The organism is Stutzerimonas stutzeri (assembly GCF_000952685.1).
Lineage (GTDB): Bacteria > Pseudomonadota > Gammaproteobacteria > Pseudomonadales > Pseudomonadaceae > Stutzerimonas > Stutzerimonas stutzeri_E.
On the sequence record NZ_JYHV01000019.1, the window covers coordinates 46,469 to 62,106 of the forward strand.

At 58.0% G+C, this 15,638-nt stretch carries 13 protein-coding genes; 7 read left to right on the forward strand and 6 right to left on the reverse strand.

The genetic code is table 11. From position 1 onward, the window contains the following. Positions 1-2 precede the first annotated feature (2 nt). Genes UF78_RS11535 through fabI form a run of 4 tightly spaced genes read left to right on the forward strand, consistent with a single transcriptional unit; the run spans position 3 to position 4,523 of the window. Complete coding sequence (locus UF78_RS11535) at positions 3-1,076, forward strand: microcin C ABC transporter permease YejB (protein ID WP_045162369.1); 1,074 nt, start codon at positions 3-5, stop codon at positions 1,074-1,076. Position 1,077: 1 nt separating this feature from the next. Next, a complete protein-coding gene (locus tag UF78_RS11540) occupies positions 1,078-2,097 on the forward strand; it encodes an ABC transporter permease (RefSeq protein WP_045162370.1) in 1,020 nt (339 codons plus the stop codon). A 1-nt stretch (position 2,098) separates the two neighbouring features. Then, positions 2,099-3,748: an ABC transporter ATP-binding protein gene (locus UF78_RS11545; protein WP_045162371.1), complete on the forward strand. Its 1,650-nt coding sequence runs from the start codon at positions 2,099-2,101 to the stop codon at positions 3,746-3,748. Then, positions 3,729-4,523: an enoyl-ACP reductase FabI gene (gene fabI / locus UF78_RS11550; RefSeq protein WP_045162372.1), complete on the forward strand. Its 795-nt coding sequence runs from the start codon at positions 3,729-3,731 to the stop codon at positions 4,521-4,523. The genes UF78_RS11545 and fabI overlap by 20 nt, the downstream gene beginning before the upstream one ends. Before the next feature lie 66 nt (positions 4,524-4,589). Here the strand turns inward: fabI and UF78_RS11555 are convergent, their stop codons facing one another. The 6 genes from UF78_RS11555 to tig all read right to left on the reverse strand — a co-directional run bounded on the left by UF78_RS11555 (position 4,590) and on the right by tig (position 13,018). Then, positions 4,590-6,443 carry a SurA N-terminal domain-containing protein gene (locus UF78_RS11555; protein WP_045162373.1) on the reverse strand — a complete coding sequence of 618 codons (1,854 nt, stop codon included), beginning with the start codon at positions 6,441-6,443 and terminating at the stop codon, positions 4,590-4,592. 210 nt (positions 6,444-6,653) lie between these two features. Continuing rightward, entirely contained in the window at positions 6,654-6,926 is a 273-nt protein-coding gene (gene hupB, locus UF78_RS11560) for a nucleoid-associated protein HU-beta (RefSeq protein WP_003282502.1), read from the reverse strand. Between the two features lie 133 nt (positions 6,927-7,059). Continuing rightward, positions 7,060-9,456: an endopeptidase La gene (gene lon, locus UF78_RS11565; protein WP_045162374.1), complete on the reverse strand. Its 2,397-nt coding sequence runs from the start codon at positions 9,454-9,456 to the stop codon at positions 7,060-7,062. Positions 9,457-9,583: 127 nt separating this feature from the next. Continuing rightward, complete coding sequence (clpX, locus tag UF78_RS11570; protein WP_045162375.1) at positions 9,584-10,864, reverse strand: ATP-dependent Clp protease ATP-binding subunit ClpX; 1,281 nt, start codon at positions 10,862-10,864, stop codon at positions 9,584-9,586. Between the two features lie 117 nt (positions 10,865-10,981). Further along, entirely contained in the window at positions 10,982-11,620 is a 639-nt protein-coding gene (gene clpP, locus UF78_RS11575) for an ATP-dependent Clp endopeptidase proteolytic subunit ClpP (RefSeq protein ID WP_045162376.1), read from the reverse strand. Positions 11,621-11,707: 87 nt separating this feature from the next. Then, positions 11,708-13,018: a trigger factor gene (gene tig / locus UF78_RS11580; RefSeq protein ID WP_045162377.1), complete on the reverse strand. Its 1,311-nt coding sequence runs from the start codon at positions 13,016-13,018 to the stop codon at positions 11,708-11,710. 301 nt (positions 13,019-13,319) lie between these two features. On the opposite strand from tig, the gene UF78_RS11585 reads away from it, so the two are divergent. The 3 genes from UF78_RS11585 (at position 13,320) to UF78_RS11595 (ending at position 15,629) form a co-directional block, all read left to right on the forward strand. Beyond that, the gene (locus UF78_RS11585) at positions 13,320-13,718 is read left to right on the forward strand and encodes a DoxX family protein (protein ID WP_045162378.1); all 399 of its coding nucleotides are present in this window, start codon (positions 13,320-13,322) and stop codon (positions 13,716-13,718) included. A 232-nt stretch (positions 13,719-13,950) separates the two neighbouring features. Next, positions 13,951-14,352: a hypothetical protein gene (locus UF78_RS11590; RefSeq protein WP_045162379.1), complete on the forward strand. Its 402-nt coding sequence runs from the start codon at positions 13,951-13,953 to the stop codon at positions 14,350-14,352. A 281-nt stretch (positions 14,353-14,633) separates the two neighbouring features. Next, positions 14,634-15,629: a DctP family TRAP transporter solute-binding subunit gene (locus UF78_RS11595; protein ID WP_045162380.1), complete on the forward strand. Its 996-nt coding sequence runs from the start codon at positions 14,634-14,636 to the stop codon at positions 15,627-15,629. Positions 15,630-15,638 lie beyond the last annotated feature (9 nt).

Sequence of the window (15,638 nt, forward strand, 5' to 3'; positions counted from 1 at the left end):
GCATGCTCGCGTATATTTTCCGGCGGTTGCTGCTGATCATCCCCACTCTGTTCGGCATCCTGCTGATCAACTTCATCATCATCCAGGCAGCCCCCGGCGGTCCGGTCGAACAGGCAATCGCCAAGCTTGAAGGCTTTGAAGGTGCTACGAGTCGAATCGCCGGCGGCGGCTCGGAAGTGGCCACCGGCAGCAACAGTTATCGGGGCGCACAAGGTCTGGACCCGGATTTGATCGCCGAGATCGAGCGTCTGTACGGCTTCGACAAGCCGGCCCCCGAACGATTCTGGATCATGCTCAGCAACTACCTGCGCCTGGATTTCGGTGAAAGCTTCTTTCGCGACGCAACGGTGACGGAACTGATCGCCGAAAAGATGCCGGTGTCGATCTCGCTGGGTCTCTGGAGCACACTGATCATGTATCTGGCGTCGATACCACTTGGCATTGCCAAGGCGACCCGCCATGGCAGCCCATTCGACGTCTGGACCAGCTCGGCCATTATCGTCGGCTATGCGATACCGGCGTTTCTGTTCGCGATCCTGTTGATTGTCCTGTTCGCCGGCGGCAGTTATTGGAATTGGTTTCCACTGAGGGGGCTGACCTCCAGCAACTTTGACGATCTGACACTCACCGGCAAGATCATCGATTACTTCTGGCACTTGGCACTTCCGGTCACGGCCTTGGTGATCGGCAACTTTGCGACCCTGACCCTTTTGACCAAAAACAGCTTTCTCGATGAGATCAACAAGCAGTACGTGATCACAGCGCGGGCGAAAGGACTGAGCAAGAATCGCGTGCTCTACGGTCATGTGTTCCGCAATGCAATGCTGATCATCATCGCTGGCTTTCCATCGGCTTTCATCGGCATGTTCTTCACCGGCTCGCTGCTGATCGAGGTGATCTTCTCGCTCGATGGGCTGGGCTTGCTCAGTTTCGAAGCGGCCGTCAACCGCGACTATCCCGTCGTGTTCGGCACACTGTTCCTCTTCACCCTGCTCGGCCTCGTGGTCAAGCTGATCGGCGATTTGACCTACACGCTCGTCGACCCGCGAATCGATTTCGAAAGCAGAGAGGCCTGACATGCAGCTATCGCCGCTGAATCAGCGCCGCTTCGCCCTGTTCAAAGCTCACAAGCGCGGCTGGTGGTCGCTGTGGCTGTTTCTCACCTTGTTCACCCTAAGCCTGGGTGCCGAACTGATCGCCAACGACAAACCGATCGTGGTGCGTTTCGATGGCGGTTGGTATTTTCCGGTATTCAAACGTTATCCGGAGACGGTTTTCGGCGGTGAGTTTCCGCTACAGGCCGATTACAAGGGTCCGTACATCCAGGAACTGATCGCAAAGAAGGGCGGCTGGATGATCTGGCCCCCAATCCCGTTTCATCATTCCAGTATCAACTATGACCTTCAGGTCCCCGCGCCCGCCCCACCCTCATGGGATAACTGGCTAGGCACCGACGACCAGGGCCGGGACGTGCTTGCGCGAGTCATCTACGGCTTCCGTATTTCGGTTCTGTTTGCGCTGACGCTGACGCTGATCAGCTCGGTGATCGGCGTCATTGCCGGTGCGTTGCAAGGATTCTATGGAGGCTGGGTCGATCTCGTTGGACAGCGACTGCTGGAAATCTGGTCCGGACTGCCCGTGCTTTACCTGCTCATCATTCTCGCAAGCTTCGTGCAGCCCAATTTCTGGTGGTTACTCGGCATCATGCTGCTGTTTTCCTGGATGAGCTTGGTCGACGTGGTCCGTGCCGAGTTTCTCCGCGGCCGCAACCTCGAATACGTACGCGCGGCACGAGCACTAGGTATGCGCAACGGCGCGATCATGTTCCGTCACATCCTGCCCAACGCGATGGTTTCGACCATGACCTTCATGCCGTTCATCCTGACCGGCGCGATCGGCACGCTAACGGCCTTGGATTTCCTTGGCTTCGGCCTGCCACCCGGAGCTCCGTCTCTGGGCGAACTGGTGGCACAAGGGAAAGCGAATCTGCAGGCGCCATGGCTCGGCATCAGCGCATTCATGGTCCTCGCGATCATGCTGACCTTGCTGGTATTCATCGGCGAGGCCGCTCGCGACGCCTTCGATCCTAGGAAATAGCATGGCTGAGAATCTGATAGAGGTCCGCGATCTGGCCGTCGAGTTCGTAACCGGCGGTCAGGCACAGCGAGTTGTCGAGGCCGTGAGCTTCGATATCCGCAAAGGCGAGACCCTGGCGCTGGTCGGTGAAAGTGGGTCCGGCAAGTCCGTTACGGCTCACTCGATCTTGCGCCTGCTGCCCTATCCGCTCGCGCAGCATCCGGCCGGTGAGGTTCGCTACGCCGGTGAAGATCTGATCAAAGCAAGCGAAAAGCGCATGCGCCGAATACGCGGCAACCGTATCGCCATGGTCTTTCAGGAGCCGATGACGTCGCTCAACCCGCTGCATACCATCGGCAAACAGATCAACGAAGTACTGCAGATTCACAAGGGGCTCAACGGCAAGGCCGCCACGGCACGCACCCTCGAGCTCCTCGAACTGGTCGGAATACCCGAACCCGCCAAGCGGATTCGAGCCTATCCCCACGAACTGTCAGGCGGCCAGCGTCAGCGTGTGATGATCGCCATGGCGTTGGCGAACGAGCCCGAGCTACTTATCGCTGACGAACCAACCACCGCGCTGGACGTGACGGTACAACTGAAAATACTGGAGTTGCTCAAGGAGTTGCAGGCCCGCCTGGGCATGGCTCTGTTGCTGATAAGCCACGATCTGAACCTCGTACGCCGAATCGCTGATCATGTATGTGTCATGCAGAGCGGTCGCGTCGTCGAACAAGCACCTTGCGAAGAATTGTTCCGCTCGCCGCAGCATCCTTACACCAAGGAACTGCTCGCAGCGGAACCTAGCGGCGGACCTGTAGCAGTTGAGGCCTCGTCGCCGACGTTGCTGGAAGTAAGCGATCTGCGGGTCTGGTTTCCGATCAAAAAGGGGCTGTTCAGGAAAACCGTCGACCATGTCAAAGCGGTTGATGGAGTCACGTTCAGCTTGCCGAAGGGTCAGACGCTGGGCATCGTCGGTGAAAGCGGCTCGGGAAAATCAACACTGGGATTGGCGATTTTGCGACTGTTGTCCAGCACTGGGCAGATTAGATTTCAGGATCAGGCCCTGGAAAAAATGTCGCAACGGGCGGTACGCCCATTACGACGCCAGATGCAGGTCGTGTTCCAGGATCCTTTCGGCAGTCTCAGCCCTCGGATGTCGGTCTGCCAGATCGTCGGAGAGGGGCTCAGCATCCATGGAAAGGGCTCCGCTGAGGAACAAGCGCAGGCGATCATCGATGCGCTGGTCGAGGTTGGGCTCGACCCGGAAAGTCGCCATCGCTACCCTCACGAATTTTCCGGGGGGCAGCGGCAACGAATCGCCATAGCCAGAGCACTGGTACTCAAGCCTGAGCTGATTCTGCTTGATGAACCAACCTCGGCGCTGGATCGTACCGTACAACGGCAGGTGGTGGAGCTACTACGCTCGCTACAGGCCAAGTACAACCTGACCTACCTGTTCATCAGCCATGATCTGGCGGTGGTACGGGCGCTCAGTCACCAGATGATGGTGATCAAGCAAGGAAAGGTCGTTGAACAAGGAGCAGCCGAGGCTATCTTCGCCGCTCCCCAACATCCGTATACACAGCAGTTGCTGGAGTCTGCCTTTATGGCCCCGGCCACTGATGAACAACCAGAAGAGGGACAAGCACATGGGTTTTCTTACCGGTAAGCGCGTACTGATCGTCGGCGTCGCCAGCAAACTGTCGATTGCCTCCGGCATCGCCGCGGCCATGCATCGTGAAGGCGCCGAGCTGGCTTTCACCTATCAGAACGAGAAACTCAAGGGACGCGTCGAAGAGTTCGCCGCCAGCTGGGGCTCGGGCCCAGAGCTGTGCTTCCCATGCGATGTGGCCAGCGACGAAGAGATCGTCAAGGTTTTCGAAGCGCTGGGCCAGAAGTGGGACGGCCTGGACGGTATCGTTCACTCAGTCGGCTTTGCCCCGGGCGATCAGCTCGACGGTGACTTCACCGAAGTTACCACCCGCGAAGGCTTCCGCATCGCGCACGACATCAGCGCCTACAGCCTGGTCGCACTGGCCAAGGCCGGACGCCCAATGATGAAAGGCCGTAACGGCAGCATCCTGACCCTCTCCTACCTGGGCGCCGAGCGCACCATGCCTAACTACAATGTGATGGGCATGGCCAAGGCCAGTCTCGAAGCAGGTGTTCGTTACCTTGCCGGCAGCCTCGGCCCTGAGGGTACTCGCGTAAACGCCGTATCGGCAGGCCCAATCCGTACGCTGGCGGCATCCGGAATCAAGAGCTTCCGCAAGATGCTCGCAGCCAACGAGAAGCAGACGCCGCTACGCCGTAACGTCACCATCGAGGAGGTCGGCAATGCCGGCGCGTTCCTCTGCTCGGATTTGGCGTCCGGTATCAGCGGTGAAATTCTTTACGTCGACGGCGGCTTCAACACCACCGCAATGGGCGCGATGGAAGACTGATTCACCACTCCAAAAAAAACCGCATCCTGGATGCGGTTTTTTTTGCCTGCAGTTATCCGCGCTTGATCAGAAGGTTTCGATCTCAGCGTCGGCGTGCAGCATCTGGCGGTACGCTGCGAAATCCTGCTGACCACTGCGCGAGGCCAGGAAACGACGATAGTTCTGCTTGTCTTGTTCCGAGAGCTCGCTTTTCGGCTCGCTGACTCCGCTCAGACGAACAACGACAAAATCCCCATCTGCGAGACGGACACTGCCGTAAGTTGGCTTGTCAGGCGCCTCGGGCTTTGGCATCCGGAACACCTGCTGCAGCACCGCGGGTTCGATGCCGTCCTGATTGCGCGAAGCGGCCTCCACCGGCACCCACTGCTGGTCTGCCTCGCCTCCGTCCCGCAGCGTCGCGATCATCCGCTCACCCGCTTCACGCGCCTGCTCGGCTGCCTTGCTGCGCTGTAGCTGGGCAACGATGTCATCCTTCACCGAATCGAAAGGCAGAAGTTCTGGCTGCAGGTGCTCTTTCACACGCACCGCAACGACAGTGTCCGGATCCAGTTCGATAACGCTACTGTTAGCACCATCAATCAGAACCTCGTCGCTGAACGCCGCCTGGATAACCTGGCTGTTGGCTGCGATGCCAGCGCCACCCTCGCGCCCGAACGCCTCGGTCGTTTGCACGGACAAACCCAACTCCTGGGCGGGCTGGGCAAGATCGGACGACTCGAAAGCAGTGTCCTCTAGTTGCTTGCTCGCCTCGACAAAACGCTGTTCAACCTGCTGCGCCTTGAGCTCACGCACCAGCTCCGGCTTCAGGCTCTCCAGCGTCGGAACCTCAGGTGATTGCACGCCCAACAACTTGATCAGATGCCAGCCGAAATCGGAACGCACAGGCGCCGACACCTGACCTTCTTCAAGCGCATACAGCGCCTTTTCGAAAGCCGGGTCATACACGCCCGGACCGGCAAAGCCCAGATCGCCCCCTTCATTGGCCGAACCCGGATCCTCGGAGACCTCTTTCGCCAATGCAGCAAAATCCTCGCCGGCAGCCAACCGCTTGGCAATCTCCTCGATCTTTTTCTTGGCGTCGGCGTCGCTGGCGTCATCGGCCTCGATCAGAATATGTGCCGCACGGCGCTGCTCCGCTAGGTTAGCGATGCGCTGCTGATAGAGGTCATTCACCTCGTCATCCGAAACATCGACCTGATCGAAGAACGATTCCTTGTTCAACTCCACGTACTCAAGAACAACCTGCTCTGGAGATCGAAAACGGTCAGTGTTCTGCTCGTAATATTCACGCGCCTCTTCGTCGCTGACTTCAGCCGCACCGGCATCCGCCTGCACGGTGATGGTGGCGAAGTCACGGGTTTGCTGTTCCAGGCGAGCAAAGGCTTCAATCTGCTCGTCCGTAACGAAGCCGGAACCGGAAATGCCAGCGCGCAGCTGACCAATCAGCATTTCCTGCTTCAGCAGCTCGCGGAATTGCAGCCGCGTGTAGCCCATTTGCTGAATGACTTGGTCGAACCGAGCTGCGTTGAAGGCGCCGTCTACGGTAAATTCTGGCGTTTGTAGAATCAGTTGGTCGAGTGCGGCCTCGGAGAAGGCGAAATCGGCGTCACGTGCACCTTGCAGCAACAACGCACGATCGATGAGCGCACGCAGGGATGACTCGCGTACCAGTTTGTCATCCAGCAGCGACGGATCGAAATTGCCTCCCATCTGCTGAGCCAGCTGCCGACGCTGCATATTCATCGCCTGGTTGAGCTCGTCCAGCGAGATTTCCTCACCGTTCACCTCAGCGGCATTACGACTGTTGCTGGCGGCGTTGAAGATGGCGTCGAAGCCGGTCAACGCCAACAGCATAATGATGATGCCGATGATGGTTTTGGCAATCCAGCCTTGTGAATTGTCCCTGATGTTCTGAAGCATGCGTCCCCCAGGAGTCAGCTGCGCAATATTCACTGCAGCACGGGTGGAAACTGGATAAAAGAAAGGCGCATCCAGGGATGCGCCTTCTCGGAGCTTTTGGAGCGGTTGGGCTTTATCCCCCAAGCCCGAACGCAACAGGCAACCACCTGTTCGATTAACCGCTCCAAGCCAGGACCAGCGCTAACTGGCAACTGGCCGGATCGAAAACGCTTAGTTCACAGCGTCTTTCAGCGCCTTGCCAGCTTTGAAGCCCGGGATCTTGGCCGCAGCGATGTTGATCGGCTTGCCAGTCTGCGGGTTACGGCCAGTACGAGCAGCGCGTTCCTTGACAGCGAAAGTACCGAAACCAACCAGCACCACGGAATCACCAGCCTTCAGAGCGCCAGTGACAGATTCAATCACTGCATCCAGCGCGCGGCCAGCAACAGCTTTCGGGATATCAGCAGATGCAGCGATGGCATCGATCAGTTCCGACTTGTTCACTCTAAGTCCCCTTATTTCTGTTGAGTCGTATCTTTAATTTTTGGGTGTAAGCAAAGCGGTGCTGAAATAGCAGCAACACAGAGGGCCGGCTTATATCAAGGCTACCGAAAATGTGTCAACAAAGCCTTTCAGACTAATGCGTGCTGATTCGCTCCTTGGAATCAGACTCGCGCTTGTCGTCCTTTGCAACAATATCGGGAGCCGCATCGGGCAAGGGCTCCGGCGCGTATTGCAGCGCAATTTGGAGGACTTCGTCAATCCACTTAACCGGTTTAATCTGTAGGTCCTGCTTAATATTCTCAGGAATCTCTTTCAGATCACGCTGATTTTCTTCCGGAATGATCACCGTCTTGATTCCGCCTCGATGCGCGGCAAGCAATTTCTCCTTCAAACCACCGATCGCCAAGACCTGACCACGCAATGTGATTTCTCCGGTCATAGCCACTTCGGCGCGAACCGGAATCTGCGTCAGCGCCGAAACGAGTGCGGTGCACATCCCGATTCCTGCGCTCGGACCGTCCTTCGGCGTTGCGCCTTCAGGCACATGGATGTGTATGTCCTGCTTCTCGTGGAAATCCACCGGAATGCCTAGACTCTTGGCTCGGCTACGCACAACCGTGAGCGCCGCGGTGATCGACTCACCCATCACATCACCCAGCGAACCGGTCTTGGTCAACCGGCCCTTTCCAGGAACTACGGCTGCCTCGATCGTGAGCAACTCGCCGCCAACCTGAGTCCACGCCAAACCAGTTACCTGACCGACCTGGTCCTGCTGCTCGGCAAGTCCGTAGCGGAATTTGCGAACACCGAGGAAATGCTCCAGCGACTCAGCGGTAACCTTCACTTCGAAGTTCTTCTCCGCCGCATGCTCCTTGACCACCTTGCGACAGACCTTCGCAACCTGGCGCTCCAGCCCACGAACGCCAGCCTCACGGGTGTAATAACGGATGATGTCGCGGATGGCGTCCTCGTCAAACAGCAGCTCGGTCTTTTTCAGGCCATTGGCCTGAACCTGCTTCGGCACCAGGTAGCGAATCGCGATGTTGATCTTTTCGTCTTCGGTATAACCCGGAAGACGGATGATTTCCATGCGGTCCAGCAGCGGCGCCGGAATGTTCATGGAGTTTGCGGTACATAGAAACATCACGTCGGACAGGTCGTAATCGACCTCGAGGTAATGGTCGTTGAAATTATGGTTCTGCTCGGGGTCCAGCACTTCGAGCAGCGCGGAAGCCGGATCGCCTCGCATGTCGTTGCCCATCTTATCGATCTCATCGAGCAGGAACAGCGGATTGCGAACCCCGACCTTGCTCATCTTCTGAATCAACCGGCCAGGCATCGAGCCGATGTAGGTGCGGCGATGGCCTCTGATTTCGGCCTCGTCACGCACACCACCCAATGCCATCCGGACAAACTTGCGGTTGGTAGAACGCGCGATGGACTCCGCCAGCGAAGTCTTACCCACGCCAGGCGGACCAACCAGGCACAACACCGGCCCCTTGAGCTTTTTCACGCGCTTCTGGACGGCGAGGTACTCCAGAATACGGTCTTTCACTTCCTCGAGACCGTAGTGGTCGGTATCAAGCACTTCCTCAGCCTTCGCCAGATCCAGGCGCACCTTGCTGGCAGACTTCCACGGCACATTGACGAGCCAGTCGATGTAAGTCCTGACCACGGTGGCCTCGGCCGACATCGGCGACATCTGTTTGAGTTTGTTCAGCTCGGTTGTCGCCTTGGCATATGCATCTTTGCTCAAACCGGCATTTTCAATGCGCTTCTTCAGGTCATCAATTTCATTATGACCTTCATCGATATCGCCCAGCTCCTTCTGAATTGCCTTCATCTGCTCATTCAGGTAGTACTCTCGCTGGCTGCGCTCCATCTGCTTCTTGACACGGCCGCGGATGCGCTTTTCGACCTGCAACAGATCGATCTCTGCATCAAGCAGCGCCAGCACGTGCTCGACACGAGCCGGCAGATCGGTGATCTCGAGGATAGCCTGCTTCTGCTCGATCTTGAGCGCCATGTGCGCGGCCATGGTATCGACCAGGCGTGCGGGCTCATCGATGCTAGCGAGCGATGAGAGCACCTCGGAGGGAACCTTCTTACCGAGCTGTACGTATTGTTCGAACTGGCTTAGCAGACTGCGGGTAAAGACTTCCGCCTCGCGCTCTTCGACTTCCGACTCATCGATCAGCGAGACTTCGGCGCGACAGTGGTCGTCCACCTCAAAGAAACGGTCAATGACGCCACGCTGTTCGCCTTCGACGAGCACCTTGACGGTGCCATCCGGCAGCTTGAGCAGCTGCAGCACAGTCGCAACCGTACCCACACGGTACAGAGCCTCTTCGGCCGGATCGTCGTCAGCCGGGTTCTTCTGGGCCAGGAGCAGTATCTGCTTGTCACCAGCCATGGCGGATTCGAGGGCCTCGATGGATTTTTCCCGGCCAACGAACAGCGGAATCACCATGTGCGGGTAAACCACTACGTCGCGCAGCGGCAAAAGGGGCAATTCGATGGTTGTCTTCATAAATTCAGCTCTACGACGGCCATACGGCGGTAAACGGGAAACACCTTGGCAATCAAGATGAGGGCACGCAGGGCAAAAAACAAGGATGCTGCAGAAAAGCAAAGGGGCCCGGAGGCCCCTTGTGCTGTCACGCGTCTGGCGCAGCCTTTGCAGGCGGCTCACTGTTCTCATAAATCAGAAGCGGCTGAGACGTACCCTCGATGACGCTCTCGTCGATGACCACCTTGCTGACATCCTTTTGCGACGGGATCTCGTACATGGTGTCCAGCAGCACTCCCTCGAGAATCGAGCGCAGCCCACGGGCTCCGGTCTTGCGCTCCAAAGCGCGGGACGCGACGGCCTTGAGCGCGTCGGTGCGGAACTCGAGATCCACACCTTCAAGCTCGAACAGCTTGGCATACTGCTTGGTCAGCGCATTCTTGGGCTCAGTCAGAATCTGAATCAGCGCAGCCTCGTCCAGTTCATCAAGGGTGGCGATGACTGGCAGCCGTCCCACGAACTCGGGAATCAGGCCGAACTTGACCAGATCATCAGGCTCTACTGCTCGCAGCGACTCACCGATCTTCTTGCCCGGATCCTTGCTGCGAACCTCGGCGTTGAAGCCGATACCGCCCTGGGTCGATCGCCCCTGGATGACCTTTTCCAAGCCCGCAAACGCCCCGCCACAGATGAACAGGATGTTGCGCGTATCGACCTGCAGAAATTCCTGTTGCGGATGCTTACGGCCACCCTGTGGCGGAACCGAAGCGACCGTACCCTCGACCAGCTTGAGCAGCGCCTGCTGCACGCCCTCGCCCGACACGTCGCGGGTAATCGACGGGTTATCGGATTTGCGCGAAATCTTGTCGATCTCGTCGATGTAGACAATGCCCATCTGGGCCTTCTCAACATCGTAATCACACTTCTGCAGCAGCTTCTGAATGATGTTCTCGACGTCCTCGCCCACGTATCCCGCCTCGGTGAGGGTGGTGGCGTCGGCGATCGTGAACGGCACATTCAGCAGCCGTGCGAGCGTCTCGGCAAGCAGCGTCTTGCCCGAACCGGTCGGCCCGATCAGCAGGATATTGCTCTTGCCCAGTTCGACTTCTTCTTTCTTGTCGCGCTGATTGAGTCGCTTGTAATGGTTGTAAACAGCCACGGCCAGAATCTTCTTGGCACGTTCCTGACCAATGACGTACTGGTCGAGGATGCCGCTGATTTCCTTTGGCGCAGGCAGTTTTTGCGCGCTGCTCTCGGCCTGTGCTTCTTGCACCTCCTCACGGATGATGTCATTGCACAGGTCGACGCACTCGTCGCAGATAAAGACCGAGGGCCCGGCAATCAACTTGCGTACTTCATGCTGGCTTTTGCCGCAAAAAGAGCAATAAAGCAGCTTGCCGGAATCCTCGCCGTTGCGGGTGTCAGTCATTCGATCGATCCAATCGGGAAGGCTTGAAATACAAGATGAAGGCAAATGCGGGCATTTTCAAGGGTGCGCACAGCGCACATGACGGATGCCCGCTCACAACGCCCTCCAAGACCGGTATTAGACCGGCAGTTGCCGTTTTTCGTGGACAGCGTCAACGACCCCATACTCCAGCGCTCGCGAAGCACTCATAAAGTAGTCGCGATTGGTGTCGCGCTCGATCGTCTCCAGGTCCTGCCCCGTGTGATGGGCCAGCAACTGGTTCAGCCGCTCACGAATGTAGAGAATCTCACGCGCGTGGATATCGATGTCTGACGCCTGGCCCTGGAAACCGCCCAGAGGCTGATGAATCATCACCCGGGCATTGGGAAGGCAGAAGCGCTTGCCCTTTGCACCACCGGCGAGCAGGAACGCGCCCATGCTGCAGGCCTGACCGATGCAGGTGGTGGAAACATCCGCCTTAATGAATTGCATGGTGTCGTAAATGGCCATGCCCGCAGTGACGGAGCCGCCCGGAGAATTGATATACAGATGAATGTCCTTCTCGGGATTTTCAGCCTCGAGGAATAGCATTTGCGCGACGATCAGGTTGGCCATGTAATCCTCTACCTGGCCCACCATGAAAATCACCCGCTCCTTCAGGAGACGGGAATAGATGTCATACGCGCGCTCGCCACGCGCAGACTGCTCGATGACCATTGGCACCAGGCCGCCAGCTGCCTGGATGTCTGGTGCTTGCATAAACGAATTGCCGGACATGTCCAACGATACTCCCTATGTCACGCCGCAAAGACATAAGCCAGCACGAGGCTGGCTTATGAATGTGCATTAAACGGTTGAAGAGGCTCAGGCAGCTTGCGGGGCTTCCGCAGGCTTCACTGCTTCTTCGTAGGAGACCGACTTGTCGGTCACTTTAGCCTGCTGCAGGACAGTATCTACAACTTGTTCTTCGAGCACAACAGAACGGACTTCGTTCAACTGCTCGTCGTTCTTGTAGTACCAGGACACGACCTGCTCCGGTTCTTGGTAAGCGGAAGCCATTTCTTCGATCAGCTCGCGAACGCGTGCATCGTCAGGCTTGAGCTCGTTTTGCTTGACTACCTCGGCGACGATCAGCCCCAGCACGACACGGCGCTTGGCCTGTTCTGCGAACAACTCTGCCGGCAGCTGGTCGGGCTTGATGTTGCCACCGAATTGCTGAACGGCCTGAACGCGCAAACGGTTCACTTCGTTGTCGATCAGTGCTTTCGGCACTTCGATCGGGTTGGCACTGACCAGACCTTCCATGACCTGGTTCTTCACTTTGGTCTTGATCGCCTGGCGCAGTTCACGCTCCATGTTTTTCTTGACCTCGGTGCGGAAACCTTCCAGGCCACCTTCCTGAACACCGAACTGGGCGAAGAACTCCTCGTTCAGCTCGGGCAACTGAGGTGCCTCAACGCTGTTGACGGTCACGGTGAACTCGGCGGTCTTACCGGCCAGATCGAGATTCTGGTAGTCCTCGGGGAACGTCGGGTTGATGACCCGCTCTTCGCCAGCCTTGGCGCCAACCAGAGCGGATTCGAAGCCCGGAATCATGCGGCCGGAACCCAGTACGAGCTGGGTACCCTTCGCCGAACCGCCTGCAAAGGCCTCACCGTCGATCTTGCCGACGAAATCGATGTTCAGCTGATCGCCGTCTTCGGCGGCACGATCAACTGTTTCGTAGCGAGTGTTCTGCTTGCGCAGGATATCGAGCATGTTGTCGACGTCGGTATCAGCTACTTCGGCCTGCAAACGCTCGATCTCGATGCCGTCGAAACCGGCAACCTTGAACTCGGGAAAAACTTCGAACGTCGCAACGTATTCCAGATCCTTGCCCTTCTCGAACACCTTCGGCTCGACCGCAGGCGCGCCGGCGGGATTCAGCTTCTCGGCAACCACGGCTTCATAGAAGGTGGCCTGGATCAGGTCGCCCAGTGCTTCCTGACGTGCTGCAGCTTCATAACGCTGGCGAATGACGCTCATCGGCACCTTGCCGGGGCGGAAACCTGGGATTTTTGCACGGCTGGCGGTCTGTTGCAGACGCTTGTTGACTTCGGTCTCGATGCGCTCGACCGGCACGCCAATGGTCATGCGGCGCTCAAGAGCGGAGGTGCTTTCAACAGAAACTTGCATGGATTTTCCTCGTTGCACAGACATAAGCCGGCATTCCGGCCCCAGAATGGGCAAGCATTCTAGTGGCTCGTATCACAGAAGTCACCCCGCCCGTCAGGGCGCATCCAAAAGTGCCCAGCGTCCTCTTTCAGCGAAAAATGCGCTCGAACGTGAGGATGCGAAGGTGGCCCAATTTAGTACGCAGCAACCTGATCACCCGGCTCGGCTCCTCGCTTATGTCGAAAGCAGCACTCTCTTCGTTGGTCTATGTTATAGAAAACGCTATGCCAGAGCCCTGGCGCGCTAGAGGACGAGACGAGTCATGACTGACGATATTGGAAAACTGCTACTGAGGGTATCGGTAGGCGTGCTGATTCTGCTGCACGGGATCGCCAAGCTACAGAGCGGCGTCGGCGGTATCGCCGGAATGCTCAGCGGGCACGGTTTGCCCGCGTTTCTTGCCTACGGCGTATACCTCGGTGAATTAGTTGGGCCGGTACTAGTGATCATCGGCCTGTTCACTCGTGTTGGAGCATTGCTCATGGTCGGCAACATGCTCGTCGCCTTTGCTCTGGCTCATATGGGTGAGCTGTTCTCCCTCGGTCAGATGGGGGGCTGGGCTCTCGAGCTGCAAGGGATGTTCCTCTTCGGCTCGATTGCCGTCGCGCTGCTCGGTGCCGGCAGGTATAGCGTTGGCGGTACCAATGGGCGGTTCAATTAAGGCGTGCCCGCGCGCTGAGAAGCGTAAGTCGCCTCCAGCTGCAGCTGGCATCGTGCGAATCGCGATCAGGGCGCCTGCTACTGGTGGGCGCCTTTGAGAGAAGGTGATGTCGAATTTCGTAGCTCTTTAGCTGGATGCAGCCCTTCCCGATGCGCTTTCGCCTGCTAATCGGTACATCCGTTTCGTCGACGAAACGGGTATCGGGCCGCGCCGCCCGCTATGATCAATATCCATGACAGCTTCGGTTCCGATCCGCACCCCCTGCCCGCCAGGTTCCTGTATTTGCGGGCGCGAGCAACTGCTGGAAACGCCTGGCAGCGATCTGCGCATCCTTCGCCTAACCCGGCATGAGGAGAATCGGCTGCTGCATCGGCTGGAGAACCTGACCAGCCTTGATGATCTCGAACACATGCAGCAGCGGATTTACCAACAGCTGGGCATTCGCATGCAGATTGCACCGAGCTTCAACGAGGTACGCAGCATGCGCGGTATCCGCATTGATATCGCCGATCTGCCCGGGCTATGCCGAAAGACCCGCCAATCCATTCCCGCCGCGATTCGGCGCGCATTGGAGCGGCAGCCGGAAATCGCCTACCGATTGCTCGACGCTCACGATCTGCTACGCAATACCTGAGGCCACCAGATCCGGCAATAGCGCTCACAGGCACCTTCTGCGATAGTTGTACGACCAGTTGCAGTGCGGCTGGTACGCCGTTCGCTCACAAGGCATTCGGCATTGGTGACGCCCGTACGTTGCGCTGCACTATCCATCCGCAGCCTACGCGTCACTTTTCGCGCTACCCGCGCGTCCCTATGGCTATGGCTCGTCGGCCATCGCAGTGCCCGTCGCTGACCGTCAGCGCCTGGCCGTTCGCCAATAACAACCAGAAAGACCGATCCGAACAAGGACGCCCCATGAAACTGACCCGCTGTTTTACCGCGCTGACCATCGCTGCCGCCCTGTCTACTAGCTTCTCCGCCGCGGCCCGCGAATATTCCGTTTCCACCGTACTTTCCGATGCATTCCCATGGGGGCAAGCCGCGCAAAAATGGGCCGACCTGGTCGAGGAACGCTCCAAGGGCGAAATCACCCTGCGCGTTTACCCCAACGCGCAATTGGTCGCGGGAGATCAGACCAAGGAATTTTCCGCCATGCGTTCTGGGCTGATCGACATGGCGGTCGGCTCGACCATCAACTGGTCGCCGCAAGTACCGGAGTTGAACCTGTTCTCTCTGCCGTTCCTGATGGCTGATAGCGCCGATCTCGATGCCATTACTCAAGGCGAGGCCGGCAAGCTGGCCTTCGATGCCATCGAGAAGCGCGGGATCGTCCCGTTGGCCTGGGGTGAGAATGGCTTCCGCGAATTATCCAATTCGGCCAAACCGGTAAAGACTCCAGCTGATCTCGCCGGATTGAAGATTCGCGTTGTCGGCTCGCCACTGTTCCAGGACACCTTCACTGCGCTGGGCGCAAACCCCACTCAGATGAGCTGGGCCGATGCCAAGCCGGCACTCACCACTGGCGCCGTCGATGGCCAGGAAAACCCCCTATCGGTGTTTGATGTTGCCCGTGTCGATCAGGTCGGCCAGAAATATTTGACGCTCTGGCACTACATGGCCGACCCACTGATTTTTGCGGTCAACCAGCGCATCTGGAAACAGCTGCCGGAAGCCGACCGAGAGCTCCTGCGCCAGGCAGCCATCGACGCCGGCAAATGGGAAATCGAGCTCTCGCGAAGCGGAGAAGCCAAGCGCCTGGACGACATTCGTTCACGCGGCGTCGAAGTGACCGAGCTCAGCGATCAAGAGCATCAGTCATTCGTCGAGGCGACCCGAACGGTGCACGAAAAGTGGGCACCGAAGATTGGCACTGACCTGCTCGAAGCGGCCCGTGCGGCCATGGCAAAGTAAAACTGTTTT